At 30.8% G+C, this 21,766-nt stretch carries 20 protein-coding genes, 1 tRNA gene and 1 other RNA gene; 9 read left to right on the top strand and 13 right to left on the bottom strand.

Annotation, left to right across the window (positions count from 1 at the left end; translation table 4 throughout):
• Nucleotides 1-43 precede the first annotated feature (43 nt).
• From rpsR to rpsF, 3 genes are read right to left on the bottom strand one after another with little or no spacing between them, the layout of a single operon-like run.
• The gene (gene rpsR / locus T329_RS0101865; protein WP_029608749.1) at nt 44-328 is read right to left on the bottom strand and encodes a 30S ribosomal protein S18; all 285 of its coding nucleotides are present in this window, start codon (nt 326-328) and stop codon (nt 44-46) included.
• A gap of 14 nt (nt 329-342) precedes the next feature.
• Nucleotides 343-843 (bottom strand): single-stranded DNA-binding protein, encoded by a 501-nt coding sequence (locus tag T329_RS0101860; RefSeq protein ID WP_051630130.1) that lies wholly within the window; start codon nt 841-843, stop codon nt 343-345.
• A gap of 15 nt (nt 844-858) precedes the next feature.
• Entirely contained in the window at nt 859-1,260 is a 402-nt protein-coding gene (gene rpsF / locus T329_RS0101855) for a 30S ribosomal protein S6 (protein WP_029608747.1), read from the bottom strand.
• Nucleotides 1,261-1,531: 271 nt separating this feature from the next.
• Here rpsF and topA point away from each other — a divergent pair, with 271 nt between their 5' ends.
• From topA to T329_RS0101810, 9 genes are all read left to right on the top strand, one after another.
• Nucleotides 1,532-3,352: a type I DNA topoisomerase gene (topA, locus tag T329_RS0101850; protein ID WP_029608746.1), complete on the top strand. Its 1,821-nt coding sequence runs from the start codon at nt 1,532-1,534 to the stop codon at nt 3,350-3,352.
• A gap of 89 nt (nt 3,353-3,441) precedes the next feature.
• Entirely contained in the window at nt 3,442-4,365 is a 924-nt protein-coding gene (locus T329_RS0101845; RefSeq protein ID WP_029608745.1) for an ABC transporter permease subunit, read from the top strand.
• Nucleotides 4,352-5,443, top strand: coding sequence for an ABC transporter permease subunit (locus T329_RS0101840; protein ID WP_029608744.1), 1,092 nt, complete (start codon nt 4,352-4,354; stop codon nt 5,441-5,443). Before T329_RS0101845 ends, T329_RS0101840 begins: the two co-directional genes overlap by 14 nt.
• Nucleotides 5,436-7,574: an OppA family ABC transporter substrate-binding lipoprotein gene (locus T329_RS0101835; protein ID WP_029608743.1), complete on the top strand. Its 2,139-nt coding sequence runs from the start codon at nt 5,436-5,438 to the stop codon at nt 7,572-7,574. The genes T329_RS0101840 and T329_RS0101835 overlap by 8 nt, the downstream gene beginning before the upstream one ends.
• Nucleotides 7,574-9,472, top strand: a complete 1,899-nt coding sequence (locus T329_RS0101830; RefSeq protein WP_029608742.1) for an MAG3240 family lipoprotein — start codon at nt 7,574-7,576, stop codon at nt 9,470-9,472. Before T329_RS0101835 ends, T329_RS0101830 begins: the two co-directional genes overlap by 1 nt.
• Before the next feature lies 1 nt (nt 9,473).
• Nucleotides 9,474-10,028 (top strand): hypothetical protein, encoded by a 555-nt coding sequence (locus tag T329_RS0101825; RefSeq protein WP_029608741.1) that lies wholly within the window; start codon nt 9,474-9,476, stop codon nt 10,026-10,028.
• On the top strand, nt 10,021-11,055 hold the full coding sequence (locus tag T329_RS0101820) for a ZIP family metal transporter (protein WP_051630129.1): 1,035 nt from the start codon (nt 10,021-10,023) through the stop codon (nt 11,053-11,055). Before T329_RS0101825 ends, T329_RS0101820 begins: the two co-directional genes overlap by 8 nt.
• A 227-nt stretch (nt 11,056-11,282) precedes the next feature.
• Entirely contained in the window at nt 11,283-12,161 is an 879-nt protein-coding gene (locus T329_RS03770; RefSeq protein ID WP_051630128.1) for a ribonuclease III domain-containing protein, read from the top strand.
• Nucleotides 12,162-12,214: 53 nt separating this feature from the next.
• Entirely contained in the window at nt 12,215-12,610 is a 396-nt protein-coding gene (locus T329_RS0101810) for a hypothetical protein (protein ID WP_029608738.1), read from the top strand.
• A 390-nt stretch (nt 12,611-13,000) separates the two neighbouring features.
• On the opposite strand, the gene T329_RS0101805 is transcribed toward T329_RS0101810, so the two are convergent.
• From T329_RS0101805 to T329_RS0101765, 10 genes are all read right to left on the bottom strand, one after another.
• A tRNA-Trp gene (locus T329_RS0101805) sits at nt 13,001-13,074 on the bottom strand.
• A gap of 53 nt (nt 13,075-13,127) precedes the next feature.
• Nucleotides 13,128-14,228 carry a redox-regulated ATPase YchF gene (gene ychF / locus T329_RS0101800; RefSeq protein WP_029608737.1) on the bottom strand — a complete coding sequence of 367 codons (1,101 nt, stop codon included), beginning with the start codon at nt 14,226-14,228 and terminating at the stop codon, nt 13,128-13,130.
• Between the two features lie 98 nt (nt 14,229-14,326).
• A complete protein-coding gene (locus tag T329_RS0101795; RefSeq protein ID WP_029608736.1) occupies nt 14,327-15,253 on the bottom strand; it encodes an SPFH domain-containing protein in 927 nt (308 codons plus the stop codon).
• Entirely contained in the window at nt 15,254-15,739 is a 486-nt protein-coding gene (locus tag T329_RS0101790) for an NfeD family protein (protein WP_029608735.1), read from the bottom strand.
• A 66-nt stretch (nt 15,740-15,805) separates the two neighbouring features.
• Nucleotides 15,806-16,073, bottom strand: an RNA gene (rnpB, locus tag T329_RS03835) — RNase P RNA component class B.
• Nucleotides 16,074-16,107: 34 nt separating this feature from the next.
• Nucleotides 16,108-17,058, bottom strand: coding sequence for a DNA polymerase III subunit delta (holA, locus tag T329_RS0101785; protein ID WP_029608734.1), 951 nt, complete (start codon nt 17,056-17,058; stop codon nt 16,108-16,110).
• Between the two features lie 42 nt (nt 17,059-17,100).
• Entirely contained in the window at nt 17,101-17,937 is an 837-nt protein-coding gene (gene whiA, locus T329_RS0101780; RefSeq protein WP_029608733.1) for a DNA-binding protein WhiA, read from the bottom strand.
• Between the two features lie 11 nt (nt 17,938-17,948).
• On the bottom strand, nt 17,949-18,704 hold the full coding sequence (locus T329_RS0101775) for a thermonuclease family protein (protein ID WP_029608732.1): 756 nt from the start codon (nt 18,702-18,704) through the stop codon (nt 17,949-17,951).
• Nucleotides 18,704-20,134: a pyruvate kinase gene (gene pyk / locus T329_RS0101770; RefSeq protein ID WP_029608731.1), complete on the bottom strand. Its 1,431-nt coding sequence runs from the start codon at nt 20,132-20,134 to the stop codon at nt 18,704-18,706. Before pyk ends, T329_RS0101775 begins: the two co-directional genes overlap by 1 nt.
• A gap of 139 nt (nt 20,135-20,273) precedes the next feature.
• On the bottom strand, nt 20,274-21,764 hold the full coding sequence (locus T329_RS0101765; RefSeq protein ID WP_029608730.1) for an MAG1430 family protein: 1,491 nt from the start codon (nt 21,762-21,764) through the stop codon (nt 20,274-20,276).
• Nucleotides 21,765-21,766: the final 2 nt, after the last annotated feature.

Raw genomic sequence — 21,766 nt, 5'->3', positions numbered from 1 at the left:
ACAAAAATCAATAAATATATAAAAAAATACACGCTCGCGTGTATTAGTTGTTTGATGTAGATGGAGCTGTATTGCTTACTACACGAACACGTTCTTTTGAATAAGGCATTAGTGCCATGAAACGTGCTCTTTTAATTGCCATTGCAACTTTTCTTTGGTCTTTAGCAGATAATCCTGTTAAAGCACGTGCTTTAATTTGACCAGTTCCGGTAACGAATTTACTTAGTAAGTCAACATCTTTATAGTCGATGTAGTTTAGGTTTAATTCAGCGATAAGACTTCTACGACGTTTGTTAAAAGCAGATTTTTTTGAACGAATTTTAGCCATAATATTCTCCTTAATTATAAGTCATCATCATCTTCGAATGGATCCATAACAAAATTGTGTTGTGGAGCAGATGGTTTAACTTCTTGATTGTGAGTGAATGATGGTTCGTTAACAACAGGAGTTGTTGAACCAGTAAATTTAGGTTGTTTTGGTATATATGAACTAGTTGGGTTTGCTTGAGCACCTTCACGTCTAGCGCGTTGTTCTCTTGATTCAAGTGAGCTAATAAAATCAATAGTAACTTCGTAAGTACGAACAGTTTCGCCGTTTGCATTATTGTATTGACCAGTTGTAAAACTGCCTTCAACACTAACTAATGCACCTTTTGATAAATATTTGCTCATGTAATCAGCGTTTCCTCTTCAGGCAACAACTGGAATAAAATCAGTTACAGGCTCTACGCTTGTGCTTCTACGATTAACCGCGATCGTTGCTCGACAATAATTAATTCCGCTTGGTGTAGCAAAAGATCTAATGTCGCCAGCAATGCGGCCAATTAGTATTACTCTATTCATAACTAACCTCCTAAATTATTCAGCTTTAGCTGGTCTTGGTCTTCTTTCAACTTTAGCGTCTGCGTCAAAAGGTTTTCTTCTTGGTTTGTCTGCTGAATCTTTGAATTTTTTGTATGATTGTTTTCTTTCTTTGCCTAAACCTTTTTCTGAGTCTAAGTTAATTACTAATTGTCTTCAAATTTCTTTAGAAATGTTTGCACGACGTACAAATTCAGGAACTAAAGAAGCTTCTCCGTTTAATTGAACTAGTAGGTATTTACCTTGTGTTGAATGGTTGATTGGGTAAGCTAGAGTTTTGTTTTCTAACTCTTCTGCTTTTGTAATATTTGATTTTCCAAAAACGCTTTCAACTAAATCGAAACCAACTTTAGCTTCTGATTTAGGGTCTAGGATCATCATGATTTCATATTTGTGCATGTTATCCTCCTTATGGACTTCAGGGTCATTTGACCAAGGAGTAATAAATTACTCGTTTGAAATTATAACAAAAAAATATTTTTGGCAAGCAATAATCTAAAGATTGTAAAAATGACAATTTTTTATATAAAAACATTCATATTTTCAATGAATTTTGAGCAATTTTATAAAGTAATTTTTTTGAAATTTTAAATAATATTTAAAAACTTAAACCAACAAAAAATGCGTGTTTTTGTTTAAATATTGCTTTTAATGTGGTAAATTTTATCTTATGAGTAAGTTAGTGATCGTTGAGTCGCCTAACAAAGTAGCGACTATACAAAAATATTTAGGATCAGATTATGAAGTAATGGCATCAGTAGGCCACATAACAAAACTTTCAACACGTAATTCGGGCTCAAAAATTGTCATGGGTATTGACATTGAAAACTGAGAGCCAGTATATGTTTTAGATACAGATAAAAAAGCAACAGTTAAAAAACTTTCAGCCGCTGTTAAAAAGGCTGAACAAGTTTTAATTGCAACTGACCCCGACCGTGAAGGTGAGGCAATTGGTGACCACTTGGTTAAGTTTTTAAAATGCGAAGATAAGTATGCACGTGTTAAATATAATGAAATAACTAAAGATGCGATTTTAAACGCTGTAGCTAAACCTGGAATGCTTGATGCAGCTTTAATTGATGCACAAAAAGCGCGTCGTATGTTAGATAGAATAATTGGCTTTAAGTTAAGTAAGTTAATGAAACAAAAATTGTCAAATTCGCCAACTAAGCCTTCTGCTGGCCGTGTACAATCTATAGCTTTAAAATTGATCGTTGATCGTGAAAGATTAATTGAACAATTTGTACCACGTGAATACTTTAAAGCTCAAGCATTATTAGGTCAAGATATAAAAGCGGACTACTATAACGATATCAACCCAAGTGGCGAAAAAGATTGAATTTACCCAGAACAAAAAGAAAATATTGAGCATTTATTGTCTTTACCACATAAATCTTTGATCGTTGAAAGCATTAAAGAAACTAAAAAGACAATGCCAACAATTACGCCACTTAAACAAGCGGCTTTGTATAAAAAATCACCTTTTTCTTCAAGTTCTACTCAACGTGCCGCCCAAAACCTATATGAAGGTTATGGCGATGGTGGTTTAATTAGCTATCCGCGTACAGACTCAACTAGATTAAGTCAATATTTTATCGACAATGCTAGAGGCTATATTGCTCAAAAATATGGAAATGAGTATATTTCGCAAGAAATTAAGGGTTTTTCAGGCGATCAAGATGCCCACGAAGCAATCAGACCAACAGACATTTCACTTACCCCTGAAATGGCTAAAGCTAAATTTAACTTAAATAATTATGAATATCAAATTTATAAACTAATTTATGAACACACTTTACAAGCCTTAATTACCCCACCTGTTAGAATGAGTAAAGCCTACAAGTTCAAAAAGGGTGAATTACAATTTAGATATTCAACAAGTAAAATCCTTTTTGATGGATATTACGTTGTAAAAGGCGAAAAAGAAGAGGTTAAAGACCCCAACTTTAGCGAAGGTCAAGAAGTAAATGTGAATGAATTTGTGTTAAGCGCTCATCAAACTCAACCTCCTGCACGTTATTCAGAAGGTAGTTTAATTGAGGCTTTAGATAACATCAAAGTTGGTCGTCCATCTACTTTTGCTTCAACTGTAAAAATTGTTTTAGAGCGTTTATATGCTGAAAATGTCAACGGTGCTTTACACCCTACTGAATTTGGTCGTATAGTTTTAGATAAACTTATTGCTTCTTTCCCAAACATTATTGAGGAAGGTTATACTGCTAGAGTTGAAGAAGAATTAGATTTAATTGCCCAAAGTGCTGTATCACTTAAACCAGTTATGCAAGAATTTTGAGACAAATTCAATAAGGTTTATGATGCTGCTGAAGTTACAATGCAACATACACAAATTGAGCATGAATATTTAGATGAAAAATGCGAGCTTGATGGTGGTGAATTGGTAATTAGAGTTAATAAGAAAAACGGTAACAAATTTGTGGGATGTATGAACTTTCCAAAATGCCGTTACACTCGCAGTTTAGATACAAAATAAATCCACTTGCGTGGATTTTCTTTTGTCTATAGCGGCTTTTTTAATTTATAATTAAAACGATTGACATATAAACATGTAGAAATGAGTTTATGAAGTTTTTAAATGTTTTAATGTACCTTGCTAAAAATATTTTTATTAATTTAGTGATTACTTGCGTCACTATATTTTTGCTTCATTTTGCTCTTTCGCAAACATTTCAAATTGATTCAAATCTACTTGATTCAATCAAATATGTGTTAAATTTATTCATTTTTGAATATGGGAGCATAAATTTATCAAATACTGCACTACCTACGCAGCACATTTTTAATTCTTATTTTGCATTCACGTTTAGCCTGAGTCTGGTTAGCTTTGTATTTGCGATTTTATTTGGTTTTGTTATTGCATATTATTTAGCAATTAAACCTAAATCTATCTTTGCAAAATTATCAAACACTACATTTTTTGTATTGAGTTCGATCCCAATATTTTTGTTAGGCGCTTTAGCAATAATTTTAAACAAAAATGTCTCGCTACCTATTACATATATTGATTCATACTATGGTTCATTTTGATTGAGTTTTGTATCATTGATTACACCCGTTTTGTTACTAATAATTTTGGTGTTGCCACTGTGCGTTGCTTTGTTTTATCCAACGCTACGCTCAATAGTACAATCTGAATATTATTTATGAGCAAAAGCTAATGGCTTTAGTAAACAAAAAATATTTTGAACTGTGTTAATACGCAATTTTATAGGTGAATTTGCAACAAAAATTGTATTTATCTACCTATTTTTAATGTCATACACAATGATTTTGGAACGTTTTTTCTATATTCCAGGCCAATCATTTGTGTTTCAATATTTAACAAATAAATCTTATTTTTCGTTGTTAATGTACGCAATTTTATTGAACATGGTCACAATTTTTACAATTAAAAGTGCTGGCGAATTATTAAATTATTTACTTGATGCTAAGTTGGAAAAGCAATCACATTTTATCTTGAGAAGGAGAATAAATGTCAAAGCATAATTTTGTTCGTGCCAACTCAAAAGATGTGAGCAAAAATTCGCCAACAGTTTTTTTAAGTTCATCTAAAAGGTATTGAAAGCGTTTTGCGTCTTCGTGGGTAAATATCGCAGCTGTAGTTGTTTTATCTATATTAGTTCTTTTTTTCGTATTTTCATTCATTTTTTATACAAAAAGTGGTTCAAATCCAATTAATAATGCTTATGCTTTAAACACTGAATTACCATCTAGTTTATCTCCTTGAAAAACCATAATTTTGCCTTATGGAGAAGAGTTTAAGGTGTACCAAAATCTACAAAATGCCAATAATGATGCAGTTATAATTCAAGAAATTATAGATGGCAATGACGGTTTAAAAACTTATATTGTTCGCTTCAATGCTTACTTAATTTTTAATTCAACTAGCACACATTTACTAGGAACAAATTCACAAGGTATTGACATTTTTGCTCGTGTACTTTCTGTGTACAAAAGTAGCTTTGCTATTGTGTTTGCAAGCTCTATAATTGCTTTGATTTTAGGGGTGCTAACTGGAGTGCTTTTTGCCTTGTTCATTAACAAAAAAATCAGTAAATTTATTGAAAAAACACTCACAACCTTTGCTTTAATACCATATTTACTTATATCAATAGTTCTATACTTGTTTGTTGAATTTAATGTGCTCAACTCAATACTAATTTTTTCATTGCTTTCATTTTTAATATTTTTAATTAGTTCATACCAAAAGAGCGTAGACTTGCTTCAACAAGAGTTTATTCTTGCGGAAGTTTCGCTTGGGTATAGCAAGTGAAACTTAGCGACAAAATCACTATTTAAACCAGTTTTATTACATTCTCTAATTCAAATCAATGAACACATTAGTTTGATGCTTATCTCGCTAGCAGCTTTATCTATTTTTGATATCAATTTAACATCACTAACACTAGGGACTATAATCAAAGAAGCTCTTAATTTATTTAATACAAATTCAGCTTATTTTTGATTTATTCTTTTGACACTAACGCTTATTATTTTTAGCTTAAAAACTATAAGTTTTGGACTAAATAATGCTTACATAAATATAAAGGGGGAATATGAGTAAATTTTGACTTAATTTAATCGCTTCCTCTAGTATTTTGTTGCCTATAGCAAGCGTGAGTTGCTCGTACATTCAACCCAATAAAAACATCTTTATTATTGAAAAAAATGAGTCTAATTCGACGTTAAATGCACTGCCAATGTTAAGTGGCGTTTATGAAAAACGTAATAGTTTACACGATACTTTGAGTGGTAATTATTTATTACGTTATGCTTATGTCGGCGAATCAAAATTTGATTATTTGAATAATTATTTCCAAAGAGATGGCATCAGTGGTAAATTTTTGAAATTTGGCTTGATTAATTCAATTGAATTAATTGATTCAAAAAACCAATCGCATGTTTTTGATACTGATAGCTCAGATGAATTTATTAATCCGAGCGATCTTGTAAAAAGAGACATAAATCGTGGTTACAAAAACTATATTTATGATTTAGTTTCGCAAAACCCAAAATCTATAAATTCATTGAATTTTAAGGCAGTCTTAGCCAATGCTAAAACTATCAAATTTAACTTAAATACCAATAAACACTGATATGATGGCAATGCTCAAAAAACTAATTTTGCACTGCAAGGAAATGATTTTGCTAACTCATTCATTCAAGCCAACCTAACTTTAACTCAACTGAATAATCTTTCACTTATTGGCTTTAACAACGTCATTAATCCAACAAATTTTGAGAAAAATTCAATAAAATTCAATCTTAATGACAACAAAAACACTGATTTATTGCTTCAAGAAATTATAGAAAACAAAATTTTTAGTGCTTATAATCCTGATAATTTTTCTATAGGTTCGTATGTATTGAAGACCAATGATTTAAAACATAGTGAATATGTTTCTGTTGAAAAAAATGACATAGCAAAAGTGATAATCAAATATAACCCAATTGGGAAAGTAGATGAGCAGACCCATCGTTTACATATATTAAATGAATATTCGCAAGGATTAATAAGCTCTCAAGAAATAAGTTTGTTTAATAATTACCAGCAACAACAATTAATAAGTGATTTTAAATCAAAATTAAATAACACTAAATTGAGTATTATCAGCACTTTTAATGACTCAAATCAAGAAAAATTAATGTTTAAAGACAAACTTGAACACAAAAATATAAACAACATTTACGAATCGCTTATGTATGGATCTGATGACAAAAATACTGATTACAACACTTTTTATACAGGTTTTGGCTTTAGGTTTAGAAATTTGATAAGTCAACTTTTGAATAAGTACAGTTTAAACTACATTGCACTCAAAACGCATTATTATGATGATTTTATTTCGCCAGACGCAAATATATCAAATGCAAAACAAACAAATTATGAGCGTGTTGTTGATGCTATTGATCATTTCAATAAACAAACTCTGTATTTAAATAATTCCAGCTCTTTAATTTACTCACACCAGCATAGAGATAAATATTTTGATAGCAAAAGTTTTTTAGATATTTTTGAGCAATTAAAAACTGATAATTTTGACCTAATTTCTCAAGAAATTACTGCTTTACTGAATGAATTTTATAAATTAAACAACATTGATGAATTAAAAACTGTTGATTTTTATGTTCCTTTAAATTTAGGCTTAATTGATACAAATTTACAAAAAATCATTTCGCAGCTTTTTAACTCAATTGATAAACGTCTTAGTGTTAAACTTGTCGATTTAAATTCACCGCAAGCAAATAAATATTATGTAAAACATAATTTTAAAGGACAAAACACAATTGAATACCTAACTGAGCTATTGAACCTTTCGGATAATAATCTAATTTATGCGTTGGAACATATTGACCAGCACAAATTCGCTTATTTAGCCAAATTTAAAACAGAATTTATTGAATTTTTTGCACCAAAATCCGTAAAAGACATGGACAAATTAATGAATAGCGAACCAATTGAGTATTTAAATAAGGTAAATGAGTTTGTTTTTAAGCTACATTCAAAATTTACTTATTTTGAGATAATTAATTTAATAAATGAAATAAAAACATTATATTCAGTACCCTATAATTTAAATTCAAATGTTGATTTAGATTCATTCAAATATGAGTTAATTCAGCCTTGATTTATTAAACCTACTAGAGCAGATAATTTAACTTATTTTGAAGACATAAAACTAAAAGAGGAATAATGAAATTTAAAACATTGAGTTTACTTACACCGCTAAGTGTTTTAAGTGCTGCAACTACACTAGCATGCAACAATTCTTTTAGTTTACAAAAAAATCAAAATATTGTCTATAAAATCAATAATAATCAGTCATATTTTGATATTTTTACCGCAGAACAATTGAAAATTATTGCTCAATACCAACCTGTTTTTAGCCGTGTTAACAATGTTGAACTCAGCACTAAAAATTCTTCGTATGAAGATAACATTTTAAAAGTTAACACAAATTCAAATAATTTTAGTGTTAACTTGAAAAGTCAAGGGTATATCCCAGCTGCTCCAATTAGCTTAGAATTAGTAAACGAAAACGGTTTTGAATACATTAAACAAGCTGACAAAACAAATTTAGCAAGTTATGATGTTTTGTTCAATAACATTGATTACTTATTTAAAACAGAAAACGTTGATTGACCAAGTATAAACAGTATTTTTAAACGCCTAATTTCAGTTGAATTAAATGATAGCTACAATATTTTGAATCCAAATTTCATTCCTTCAAGTTGAATAAGAGCAAAAGCTTGAATCAAAAATCAAGAGCAAATAAGTTATTGAGAAGACTTTATATTACTCGAACTAAAACGCTTCGATTTTGGTGACTTAAACCCGATTCATAAGGTAAAAATAACGCCAGTTAGCTATATTGATTCAGTAGATGAATCTATCTATAAAAATACACCAATTATTAAAATTGATTTTCTTGATTCACAGAACAGAAGTCTTTTAAGCGAATCTATACGTGATCAAGAATGAATTATTGGTCAAAATAATGAAGAATTTTTATTGAAAAATACTGAGCAAAATCGTAATTTATACACATCTGTTTTCAGAAACTATAATTCAAAAAGCGATTTTAATCACACTTTAGATATATCTGACGATACCGTTTTGTTTAATGAATATGTTAACCCATATTTTGGTGATGTAACTATTTTAAAATATGTTAATGAGTTTGCGCTTAATCAAAATCAGTATGAAGTTTATGTCAATCCAACATATGAATTTAATCATGTAACAGCCAGATCTTTTGCTTGATTTTTAAAGACTGCATATAAAGATTTTATTATTGAAGTGCCTTCATGACGACGTGATATTGATAAAGAATACAGACTCAAAAATATTTCTATAAATAATGATTATTTAAATGGCACCGAATCTCTTATTGAACTAGAAATTGAAGTTACTAAGCAATCAGGAGATAAAAAAATATATAAATGGTATTCAATAGATATTAATGCTCACTATCATACTTTTGCGCGCTATAAAATTAGTCCGGATTTAAACTGGCATGATCCAAATTTATATGGTTGAGAACCTAATATTGATAAAAGTCAAACAATAAAACCAACTCAAATTACTGACACAAACGAATTTTTTGAGTTAATCTTACCTAAATTAATGAGTTTGCAAGTTTATAAATTAAGAAATAATTTGTCCTTATTTAACAACCGTACAATGGACAAATATGAAGCGCATTTAGTTTTAACGAACCATGGTTTTTGGAATCAATTCAAAACACGTTTAGGTTTGGATGTTTTTAAATATTTAATTGGCAATAGCTTAGAACAAAATTATTGAGTTGAAGATATTAGTTTGCAAGTTGTTGGCTTAGATAAAGATCCAGGCACGGTTTTAATTAAAGCTGACTTACTGGATAATAATAAAAATTCACTATTAAATGAACAAAATCGCAGCAAAATTTTAAAATTAAGCGGTTTTAATGGTACTGATTATTCACGTATCAATAATCAAATAAACAAATATAATATTGAAGAAATTGCTCTAGATTATTTATTGCAACATAATGGTTTAAAATTAAAAGATAAAAATAATGTTGTTGACTATGTATTTTGAAAGGATTAGCATGAAAAAATTAGGTTTAATCTCATTGTCATTGATGCCGGTGTTAGCTACTAGCTCTTGCTTTTTAGATGGCGAGTTTAACAAACGTAAAGAAAACTGAGACTTTAGTACATTGCAAGATGTGCAAAATTACAAAAATATCAGTGAAAGTTCAGTAAAAATTAGCTTTAAAGAAGGTTATTCGCCTAAATTTAAACACGATGTCATTGCTAAAGAAGCTAAAAATATTACCAATCAAGAGCAAGCTGTTTCCTTTATCAAAAAATACTTTTACCTTTCCTTAATCGCTCTAAGACCACACCAAGGTTGAGATGCGGGCAATAATTTTAGCCATATTCACCAAGAAAATATATCTAATGTGTTTGTGGATAGTGATAAAGTGTTACATTTTGAAATTAATTTAATTCAACAACCAAAACTAATTAATTTAAACGAAAACAAACTTTCATTCCATGCCCAATTAGCAAGTAAAAACTTTGATCAAACCAACAAGCAAAAACCTTTATATTATTTAGACCATAATTTTGAAATCGATTTAGGATCGCAAAATGAATAATCAATTATTCTTACTATATAATTGGATGGTGAATTCACAGGGCGTTAATCCTTATGTGGCACAATTTATTTTTGGCTTAATCGTAAGTTTTTTACTTTTGTCTATTCCTGTTGTTGTAGCCACAATAGTTCCTTTAATTATCAAAAAACCCAAAAAAGAATTTTCAATCTATTTATACTCATTTATTACTGGAATGTTCATTATTTTAGGTTCTTTTGGCTATCTAAGAGAAGCAATTGAAATTACAGGAACTGGTAAAGGCTTGCGTGGAACAAATTTTCAGCCCTGGCAAATTTATACTTATAATATTTTTATTATAGTTGGTGGTGCTTTGATAGGAATTTTAAGTGCTTTTAGTATCAAGGCAATTGTTTATAAGATAATGAAAAGTAAATATCAAACAAACTCAATCTTTGTTCACACGCATGAAGCGGGACATCACGAACACGAACAAGAGCACAAGCATGAGCATCATGACCATATCTGAAACGCTAACGATTTAGCAGATGTTCAAGGTCAAAACTCGCTTAAAACTAAAAACAAATTAACTGCTTTAATTTTGCTTCTTGCACACCGTATTCCAGAAGGATTGTTAATTGGTTTAAGCTTGCGTAGTTTGACAGTCAACAATAACGTTTCAGCAATTTCTGTTGCCTTCTTTGTTTCGTTTGTGTTGCATACAATACCAGAAGAAATTGTCTTTTTCTACCGTCAAAGAGAAATGGGCATAAGCGCATTTAGAGCAAGTTTAAATTCAATATTTGCACTTTCATTAATTATTCCTTTTATTTTTATTGGTTTATATGGCGGTTCTATTATTGAAGCTTATCCAGCTTTAAAAGCATTAATCATGGCAATTGTAGGTAGCGTGATGATATTTACATCCTTTGTTGAGTTTTTACCAGAGTTTTATCACCATAATTTGGGTAAAAAACGTTGATTTATTACTCTATTTATGTTCTTTTTAGGTATAGTTTTCACCTTATTTATCTTGTCATTTCACCAACATGGAGCACAGCTTTCTTAGTTTTAAGCCCTATTGGGCTTTTTTATTTTTACCTCAATAGCCAAAAATGTTTTAAAATTATAGTGGAAGTAGCTAACTCACTCGCACCTAATACAGAAAGCTTGATTTGACTTTTGCTCCATCAAACTGTCAACAACCTTGAATCCATTAGCTGTTGTTTGTTTAATTACTTCCAACTCTGAAATCTCTATTCCGTTTATTCATGATACTATTCCTTTCTGTACAAAATGAAACAATTACAAGAACCCAAAAGAATAATCCAAGATAAAATAGATTACTATTTTAATAATGAAGATTTATTGTACCAAGCTTTTACTCGTAAATCCTATTCTGCTGAATATGGCGGCGAAGACAATGAAGTTTTAGAATTTCATGGTGATGCTGTTTTAAAATTTTGTGTTACTAAATTAATTTATGATAAATATGGCAAAATTAAAGATGAATCTGACAGACATTTTAATCCTCTTAATTTTGCACGCGAATACTTTATTAAAAATAAAATTAACGAAGCTGATTTTTCACAGTTTCAAAACCAAATTTTATCAAATGAGTATTTAGCAAAACGAATTGATGAATTAAATTTTTACCAATATGTATCGTTAGGGAGAAACGATTCATTAAAAGATGCATCCAAAAAGAAAAAAGCTGACTTATTTGAAGCAATTGTAGCTGCCATTACACTGGATTCAAACTGAAATTTACCTAAAATAGTGCATTCAATCAAAATAATGCTTAACATTAATGACAACCTAGATTTCATAGAGCAAAATAGACAAATTATAACTAATAATTCTTCTTTCACTTTTTCTTACAATTTCGACAAAGCCAAAGATTTTGTTTTCGACAATTCTTTCCAAAAACTCAAAAATTTTTGCTCACAAAATAAGCTACGACCACCCTTTATTGAAATCGATCCTAAACCAGAACAAAGCTCACTAACTTGATGAAAAGGTCATATATATATTGAGTTAGCTAGCGAAAAAATCCAATTCAGTGCAAAAGCAGGAAATAAAAAAGATTTAACTAATTTTTTAGCCTACTTAGTGCTATGTAAATTAACCAATACAACTCCAAAATACAATAAATCAAAATGCATATTGCCTTAATAAATTAATGCCCATTTTGGGCATTTTTATATAATTTAAACACAAGGAATAATATGGAAAAAAATAAATTTGTAAAATACAAACATCACGCTAAAGCATATTTTTGAACTAGCTCGCTAGGATCAATTTTTACAGTGTTTATAGCCTTAATGCTCTCACGCAATTATTACCCTTTTGAAGTAGGCGCTGAAGCATTTAACGCTAGATTTTGATTAGTTACATATATTGTGCTACTCGTATTTTTTGTCTTTATAAGTGTGTATGCATTGATTGTGATTTTAGTGATGAACTCATTCATATTGAAACTAGAAAAAATAAAAGAAATTACAGATGCTAATGAAGGTAAAAAAATGCAGCAAAAAATTGAAAAAATGAGTGTTTTTTTAGATATATTCTCGTTAAATAAGCATCTTTCCTATAATCTTTATTTAACAAGTAAAGATGAATAAAACATATTTATACAATCTACAAATAAGTACAGACACTTCTAATTTTAACTACGATAATGTGATGCTGCCAATTTATAATACTTATCCAATTACCATTTAATCAAATTTATTTTAAAAACAATGAACACTATTGTCCAAAAAATTAGTTTTACAAACAGGTGAAATTATGATTTAAGTTCAATTGATAAGCCAAACAAAGAAAAGATAATTTATAAATCAGTGAATTATACAAAAAAAGAATAAATACCGGTTTTACCATTCTGTCAATAATCATAATGTATCAATATGACACTTGATAATCAGTTAATAATGTATATTGATTTATGAAAAATATAATAGCTCCAAAGAGCTATTATATTTTTAAGTTTTAATATTGGGTTATAAACCATATGGCAGGGGTTAAAGGAATCGAACCCTTGCAAGCAGTTTTGGAGACTGCAGTACTACCACTATACTAAACCCCCATTTATTTAGGTCAATATTTTGACCTAAATACTCATTTTATAATTGATTACGACTATTTTCCAAATTTAAAATGGCAAATATCACCATCTTTCATTAAGTAGTTTTTTCCTTCAGATCTAATTTTACCGGCAGCTCTAACATTTGCTTCTGAGCCATATGTTATAAAATCATCATATGCAATAACGTCAGCCTTAATAAATTTGTTTTCAAAATCACTATGGATTATGCCCGCACACTGAGGTGCATGCATGCCATCATTAAAAACTCAAGCTCTTACTTCGACTTGGCCGACGGTAAAATATGTTTTTAAGCTCAATAAATCAAAAGCTTCGCGTGTTAATAAATCAAGACCACTATATTTGATTTCATAGCTTTGCAATCATTCTTGAGCTTCATCTTCACCCATTTGTGATATTTCACTTTCAAGTTGAACACAGATAGGCAAAATCTTTTCGCCATTTTGACAAGAATTTTTAAAGCTCACAAATAGAGGGTCATTTTCGTAATTTGCAATTTGTTCGGCTGATAAATTTGCTACATAAATCATTGGTTTAAAGGTTAGAAGGTGGTAACCTTTAATAATTTTTTTCTCTTCATCGTTTAAATTAGTTAACGTTCTAGCAGCAATACCTTGTTCAAGAAGCTGTTGCAATTTTTGACATAAATTTTGTTCTAAGATTGCACCTTTATCACCTGATTTAGCCTTTTTAGCAATACGATTCAAAACATTTTTAACAGTTTCTAAATCGGCTAAAATCAGCTCCATATTAATTACATCTTTATCATTAACTGGATTAACCTCATTAGCAACGTGCATAATGTCTTTATTTTCAAAGCATCTAACAACATGAATAATTGCGTCTACTTCACGTATGTTGCCTAAGAATTTATTTCCTAGTCCTTCACCTCTAGAAGCTCCTTGAACTAAACCGGCAATATCGACGAAATCAAATGTTGCTGGCACAATTTTGTTTGGTTTAACTAAGTTAGCTAATTCATATAATCTTTTATCTTTTAAAGGAACTGAACTCACGTTTGGCTCAATAGTTGTAAAGGCATAGTTGCTAGCTTCAACTTGATATTTGGTTAAAGCACTAAATAAAGTACTTTTCCCTACGTTTGGCAACCCTACAATACCTGCTTTTAATGACATTTGACCTCCTAAAAATTAATAAATTAATTTTAGCAAAAATATTGTATTTTTGTTGCAAAACGTTGCAAAAACAAAAAATCAGCATTGCTGATTCAATGTTATTTATCGGTTTTATCAAACATTTCTGCTGCTAGTGACATAGAAGAAGCAACTGATGCTAAGTTAGGCGGAATTATGATTTTAGTTGCTTTACCATCAGCCATTTTCCCTAGCTCTTCAATTGATTTAAGTGTTAAAATTTGTTGATTTATATCAGAATTATTCAATAAATCAATAGCTTCTTTTTTACCTTGGGCACGTAAAATTTCACTTTCTCTTTGTGCCTCTGCCTCTAGAATTTGTGCTTGTTTATGTGCTTCTGCACGTAAAATGCTTGATTGTTTTTCCCCTTCGGCTATTAAAATGCTGGCTGCTTTTTTACCTTCCGCTTCTAAAATACTTGCACGTTTTTCACGTTCTGCGCGCATTTGTTTTTCCATTGCACTTTGAATATCAACTGGCGGAATTATGTTTTTAATTTCAACACGGTGAACTTTAATTCCTCATGAGTCTGAAGCTTCATCAAGGATTAATGTTAGTTTCGAGTTAATTGTGTCTCTAGATGTTAAAGTTTCATCTAGCTCTAACTCACCCAGCAAGTTTCTAAGGGTGGTAGCTGAAAGATTTTCAATCGCTTTCATTGAGTTTTCAGCGCCATAAACGAATAATTTTGGATCTACAATTTTTAAATACACGACTGTATCAACTCTAATACCTGCATTATCCTTAGTGATAATATCTTGTTCGGGGAAGTCAAGTACTTTCTCTTTGAAGTTTTCTTTTTTGACGATTTTGTCAATAAAAGGAACAACGAAGTTAACCCCATTTTTCAATGTTTTGTTGTATTTACCCAATCTTTCAACAACCGCAAACTCATTTTGGGGCACAATTTTAATAGAAAAAATTAGTGGTAGTAAGATAAATAAAACAACAGCTATGGCTATAATAACAGTTAAAATTATTGCGAATTTATCTGATGAATGCATTTAATTTTTCTCCTCTGGAGCAACATAAATAATGTTGCCTTCAATTTTGATGATTCTAACTTTTGAGCCTTTGGCAATAATTCCCGAACCTTTAGCTGATGCTACACGGTAAATTACGCCATTAACTTTAGCTTGACCATATTGGTCATTTTGATCACTATTTTCATAAGCATCTGTAGTTAAAGTTAAGTGTTTTTTGCCAATAAGTGAATCAATTCTGTCAGTATTTTCTTTACTTTTGCCAAATTTACGTTTGAGCAACCTGTAAAATGATAAATAAACTATAACTCAACTGATTGCAAAAATAATTAAACCCAGCACAATATTTAGTGTTGAATTTTTAACAAAAGCACTAATAAATATTGAAGGCACGCTAGCAAGTGAGGTTAAACCTAGCCATATTCCGCTAGTTAACATTTCTGCTAACGCAAAAACTAAAAAGATCCCAATATATAGAGCAATCAAAACATAATTAGTTAAAGTCATAATCCTCCTTTCATCGATTAAATTATACAATTTAAGCAATAAAAAATATGCGCAAGCGCATATTGCATCTATAAGCCACGTTCTGTACCCTTGCGGGTGCCGGTAATTTATCTAATCAATGATTTTTTTTCGCAGTTCATTTACTTTGAAAAAATTCCCCTACCAAAATTTGGGTTTCTAGCTCATGGAGTTTACCGCGTTTCACAATTCTCGTCTCTGTGGCACTAGTCGTCTAGGCCTAAGCTTATTGGGCTTAGCATGAACACTACTTGCATCGCAGCAAGTGCTAGCGTGGACTTTCCTCTACCATTGCTGGCAGCTACCGGCCAATGCAAATGAATTATAATACGTTTTTAAAAATTGCTAAATTAATTGAAATTATTCAGTAAAAATTGCTCAAAACCTATTTGTGCATCAACTTGAAAGTTGCTTAAGTCTTTGTCTAAATCAGCTAATTCTTGCAGCATTGAGTTGATTTTTTTGATACCAAAATTACGCAACAGTGAATAAACCTTTTTTACGCGGTATTGATTTAATTTTAATGATGTTGCAACATCTTCAAGACTAAGGTTTAATTTAAAAAAAGTGTGGATTTGGTTAGCTAATACCAATTGTTGAGCCAGTTGCCCAATTAAAGCATTAATTTCAATGCCTTCAGCTACTTTTTGTTTATATTTGCGCCAAATCAAGCCAAAATCGCCGCTTTCGATTGAACGAGCAAAGCCAAAAGTATCTTCTATATATGCATCCGTTACATTTTGTTGTACTAGTTGTGAGCTAATGTTTGAGTCTAGGTTGGCCAGTTTAGCAATTTCTAATTCAATCAAATATAAATCATTGGGTAATTTTTGATTTAGCGTATTTATTGCTAAATTATCAATTTTTGCCCCATATTGTTGGGCTATTTGTTGAATTTTGCGATTTAACTCAATACCGCTTAACGAATTAGCAAAGAGTAAAGTAGGATTGTATTGCATTAATTTATTGGTAAAAAAGTTGCTTGCAATACTTTCTTTGCTTAAGATATTAGTGTTTACAAACACAATTGTATCGAGTGTGTTGGCTTGCAATGCATCTAAAATTATTTGGGCATTATTTGTATCTGTTTTCGCAATTTTATTCTCTAAATATGTACAATCGTGAATAAAAATTATTCGACCAGAATCAAATATTGAATTAGAAGCTATTAAATTTTCTAATTCAATTAGGCTTGCTTCATTGCAGTCAAAATTGATAACTTCACAGTTGGGCTGCGAGTTAATAATTTGCTGAGTGTATTGATTAATAAAATATTTTTCCGGGCCATAAATTATATACATGTTTTAATTATACTTATTATCTAAATTGGCATTAAAAAACACCTATTTATTTAGGTGCTCGTTAACAACTTTGCCAAGTTTAATTAACCAATGATTTAAGCCAGATTTGGAGATAAAAATTTGTTCTTCGGCTAACTTTTCCGAGTATGTGTTTAGGCTTTCTTCAGGGCTTTTTAGCATTAAATCAAACAATTTAAGCTGTTTATCATTGAATAAGTGCGCTAAATTATGCTCAAAGATGAAATTAATATTTTTGATGTGTTTTTGGTTCGAGTTGACTATTTTTTTAATGTTGGCAACATCAACATTGTTAATTCTATTTAGAGAGTTATCGAAATCACGCTGAATGCGCGAATCTTCAAAAGCAAACATTGACTCAATAGCACCAATAGCTTTTAAAAAATCAGATATTTTTTCATGACGTTTTAAATAAATTAAATGTTTGCCTTTGTGTTGAATGCTTTGAAAGCCAAAATAGTATTCATTCAATTTTTGTTGAAAAAGTTCAATAAATTCAGTGTAATTTGAGCTAATTTGTAAATGATATGAAGATTGGTCCAGATTAGATATTGATCCCGATGCGCTGAAAACACCTGCAAAAAATGCAGAAGGAAGATGAATTTTTAGCTCTAAATCAATAGCGCTTAAAGGCATTATTATTGCCTTATTTTTAATGCTAAATTCACTAACGCAGCTTTGCAATAATTCAATAAAATGGGCAAATGTTACGTCCGAGTTTATTTTGATTTCAATATCTTTGTCAATAGTGGCTGATGAAAAAACGAAACCACGAATAAATTCATTGATTTCTTGTTTATTTTTCTTTTTTAAAAAAATTTCGTTTTTAATTTGTTGAGAAAAATTTACTTGTTTATTCATTTCTTACGGTGTTAAGGGTATATTTGATCAATATTTGCTTGTGTCGAATAGATTCCTCTTTGTTGTTCTTTTGCTTCTTTACTGCTTGAAGCTAATTCGTAATACCAAATATCATTTGCTGTGTAATAAGTTGAACGTTCGTTTTGAGAAATATAGTGCATACGTGCAAAACCTAAGCGCACTAATTCGGAGTTTAAATTAATTACTTTGTCATCAAAAACGATGTAGTTTATTGAGACAATGCGATCGTAACGGTCAGTAATATCACTTGAGCCATTTTTCGTTTTTTGCGGCACAACATATACTTTAATGCCAGGTAAGTCTAATAATTCACTTGTAAAAGCGGATGCTTTAAGGGCATATTCGTGTTGTTGACCTTGACTAGGCACGCGTCCATGCTCGCTGTTAACTGTTTTTTCTGGTGTATCGACACCGGAAAAACGAGAACGATAACTTTGAAAGCCACCTTCAATGCTAAAAGAAAAGGTATCGCCATCAAATATGTTATCAATTAGTGCTAGAGTTGCTTTATTTGCGGTTAATGTTTTGCTAATTTGATATGGAAGCTTAGTTTGTAAGCGTAAATTGTATTTTGATACTGTTGCATTAAATTTTTCAGTATCTCTTTTTTTAGTATCAGTATCAGCAGGTTTTTGATCTCCTGGACTTGTTTTGGGTTTAGTTTGTTTATCATTGAAATTTATACAGCTAACTGCACTAAGCGGCAAAGCCACAATTGGGGTTAAAATTAAATTGATTTTTTTCATTATAAAGTGCCTTGAGTTATTTCGTTTTGAATTACTAATAAGTATTTATCACCTGGATTGAAAACTAGTTGCGATTTGATTTCATTAATGTGACCAGTGTTTTTGATTAATTCCTGGTAATGTTTAGCAGAATTAAACAGCGTTTTAACTCCACTAGTTAAACCAAAACTTGTTTGTTCGCTAGCTTGGGGCAGTGCCGCAATAAAGGTTGTATTTAACCTAAAATTAGACAGTTTGTGCAATAGTTTTGGATCTGGAGTAGCAATAATGACATACTTGAATTCGCCATCTCTTGTTAGATTAACAAGTCTAGAAATTTTTTGGTCAAATTCATTGCTTTTATCTAGTTTTGCGAGTAATTTTTTAATCTTTTTGTCATATTTGTAGCTATTGAAGTAGTCGTTTTCTGCCTTAGTATTAATTGTTCTCATTACTTCGACAGCACGAACAGGATATTTACCAGCCGCTGTTTCATTTGAAAGCATAGTTGAATCAGCTCCTGAATTTGTAGCTCAATAAACGTCACTAACTTCTGCTCTAGTAGGTTGAGGGTTGTTTTCTAGTGAATCTAGCATTTGAGTTGCTACAATAACAACTTTGTTTGCTTTGCGACATTTACGAATAATTTGTGTTTGTCAATATGGAACTTCGTAATATGGTATTTCTAGACCTAAATCGCCTCTAGCGATCATGATGCCATCGCTAGCTTCAATAATTTCGTCAATATTATTAATGCCCATTTGTGATTCAATTTTAGAAATAATTTGAATTCTTTGTCCGCCATTTGCGTCTAAAAGTGAACGCAGTTCACGTACATTTTTAGCGCTATTAACAAATGAAGCGGCTACGTAATCTACGCCATAATGAGCACCAAAAATTACATCATCAATATCCTTTTGGCTTAAAAATGGTAACGAGAAGTCAACGTTTGGTAAATTAATGCGTTTGTTTGTTTTTAAAACGTGCGAGTTAACTGTTTTTACAACCACTTTGCCTTCGCTAACATGAGTTACAACTGAAGTCAATTTACCATCATCAAAAAGCACTTTGTCGCCTACTTTTAGGTCTTTGCTCATGTCGTAAAGTACTGTAACTTGAGTATTATCGCCAATTACGTTGTCATAAGAATGTGAATCGGTTAGAATGGTTAATTCTTGGTTAGCTTCAATTGCTACAGCACCATTTTGCATTTGGCCCACTCTAATTTCAGGGCCTTTAGTGTCTAACATTAAAGAAACATTAACTTGCAATTCTTGTGCTGCTTGGCGAGCTAAGTTTAATTTAAACTCTTGTTCTTGAATAGTACCGTGGCTAAAGTTTGCTCTAATAACGGTTGCACCAGCAGCAATGATTTGCTTCATTATTTCTAAAGTGGAACTAGCTGGACCGCAAGTAATTGTTAATTTTTGTTTATGATTATCTAATTTCATCTTAACTCCTAACAAAGTATAATTATCTATTTAAATGATATTACAATCTACGACGAATACACTGACTTTTCAATGCAATGGAGAAAAAAAGTGGAATGTATTCCGTAAAAAAACCTTGATCTGAAGTGATCAAAGTTTTCTAAGCTAATGGTTTAAATCCGCTCAATTTAAAGCTACCATAATATTTATTGATTCCGTTTGAAGAACCGTTTTCATTAAATTTAAGTGTGTAAGCAAAATTGATTGTATCAGCGTTTTGGTTACCAATGTATGGATCTGAATCTTTATTAGCATCATCATGAATTTTGAAGTATTTATCGGTTTCAAAATACAGTGTGTAATTATTTAAGTTAGTTTCTTGTGCTGAAAGGTTTGAATAATTAGCTAAGGTGGTAAAGTCGGAGTTTTCTTTAAAGCGCAAAATTAATTCTCTAAAGTAGCCTCTTGATGAGTTTAATTCGCTTAAAGAAGAGTTTTGACTAAAGCTTAAAGCGTTAGGCCCGCTTTGACTATATTGATTTAGCTGAATGCCCTCTTTACCAATCACTTCAACAAATTGTTTTGCTATACGTTCAAGGTTAAAGTAGTTAAAGTAGACAATTTGTGTTTGTTCTTGCTTGATTTTTACTTGTTCTAAGCCAGATAATTTACGTTCCGTTGCATTAGCTACATAACGTTTAACAAAATAGTGCATTATAAGCTTGTCAGGGTGATTTGACTTAGTAAAATACACTGGCGAGTCTCAATCAATTGAAACCAATGGGTTTGAACGATTATATGAACTAATTGATAGTAAAGATTTAACTTTGTCATTATTAGCTTTAATTTTGGCTTCTTCGCTTTGGGCTATAGAAGGTAATACGTTTGTATCAATTAAATCATTGACGCTGTTAATGCTTACTTTTTGCTCATCTTGGCCATGAGATCTAGTAGCAAAAGTATCGGTTAATTTTTTGGTATCATTAACACCAAAACTACCAATAATTGTTGAATTTTTATTGCTTTTTGAGCGAATTAATTCGTTTTGGTTGTTTAAATCTAGTTTTTTAAACCCGCCAATTTTGAACGTTTTAAACGCTCATTTGTCAATACGTTCAGCATCGGAAGTAGATTTTTGTAAGATTTTTTCATCGCTATTTTTGTCTTCTAAAAGCACATTTAAAAACAATTCACCAGTTATGTCGTTAGCATAAGCATGATAATAAATGTTGTGAGTTGATTTTAATACATCAATTGGTGCTTTAGTGCGAGCGTGGCGCAAAGTAAATAAAGGTTTATGGCGTGCTTTGTATTCTTCAACAGAGCTATCTTTGTAATCGTAGCTAATTTCTAATTGGTATGATCAGAATTTATTTTCTTTATTGCTTTGGTTTTTTAATTCTGGCTGAAAAATTGTGCTTGATGAATAAGTTGGCCGTGAATCATAATAAGATGCATAAGCAAATTCGGAAGCGTAATGGTTTGCAAAATCTGTTTCATTAGGCCCTTTAATCAACTCATATTGACCAATTTCTTTAATGGCATCAAGTTGAGGGTGGGTGTATTTAGAGATTAAAGCAATACCAGCAATAATTGCACTGGTGCTAGCTAAAGTTATGCCAGCTGTCAATAAAGCTTTTTTCTTTTTCATAT

The sequence above is a fragment of the Mycoplasma simbae ATCC 49888 genome (assembly GCF_000702705.1).
Classification (GTDB): domain Bacteria; phylum Bacillota_I; class Bacilli_A; order Mycoplasmatales; family Metamycoplasmataceae; genus Mycoplasmopsis; species Mycoplasmopsis simbae.
This window is presented reverse-complemented; position numbering and strand designations above follow the sequence as displayed.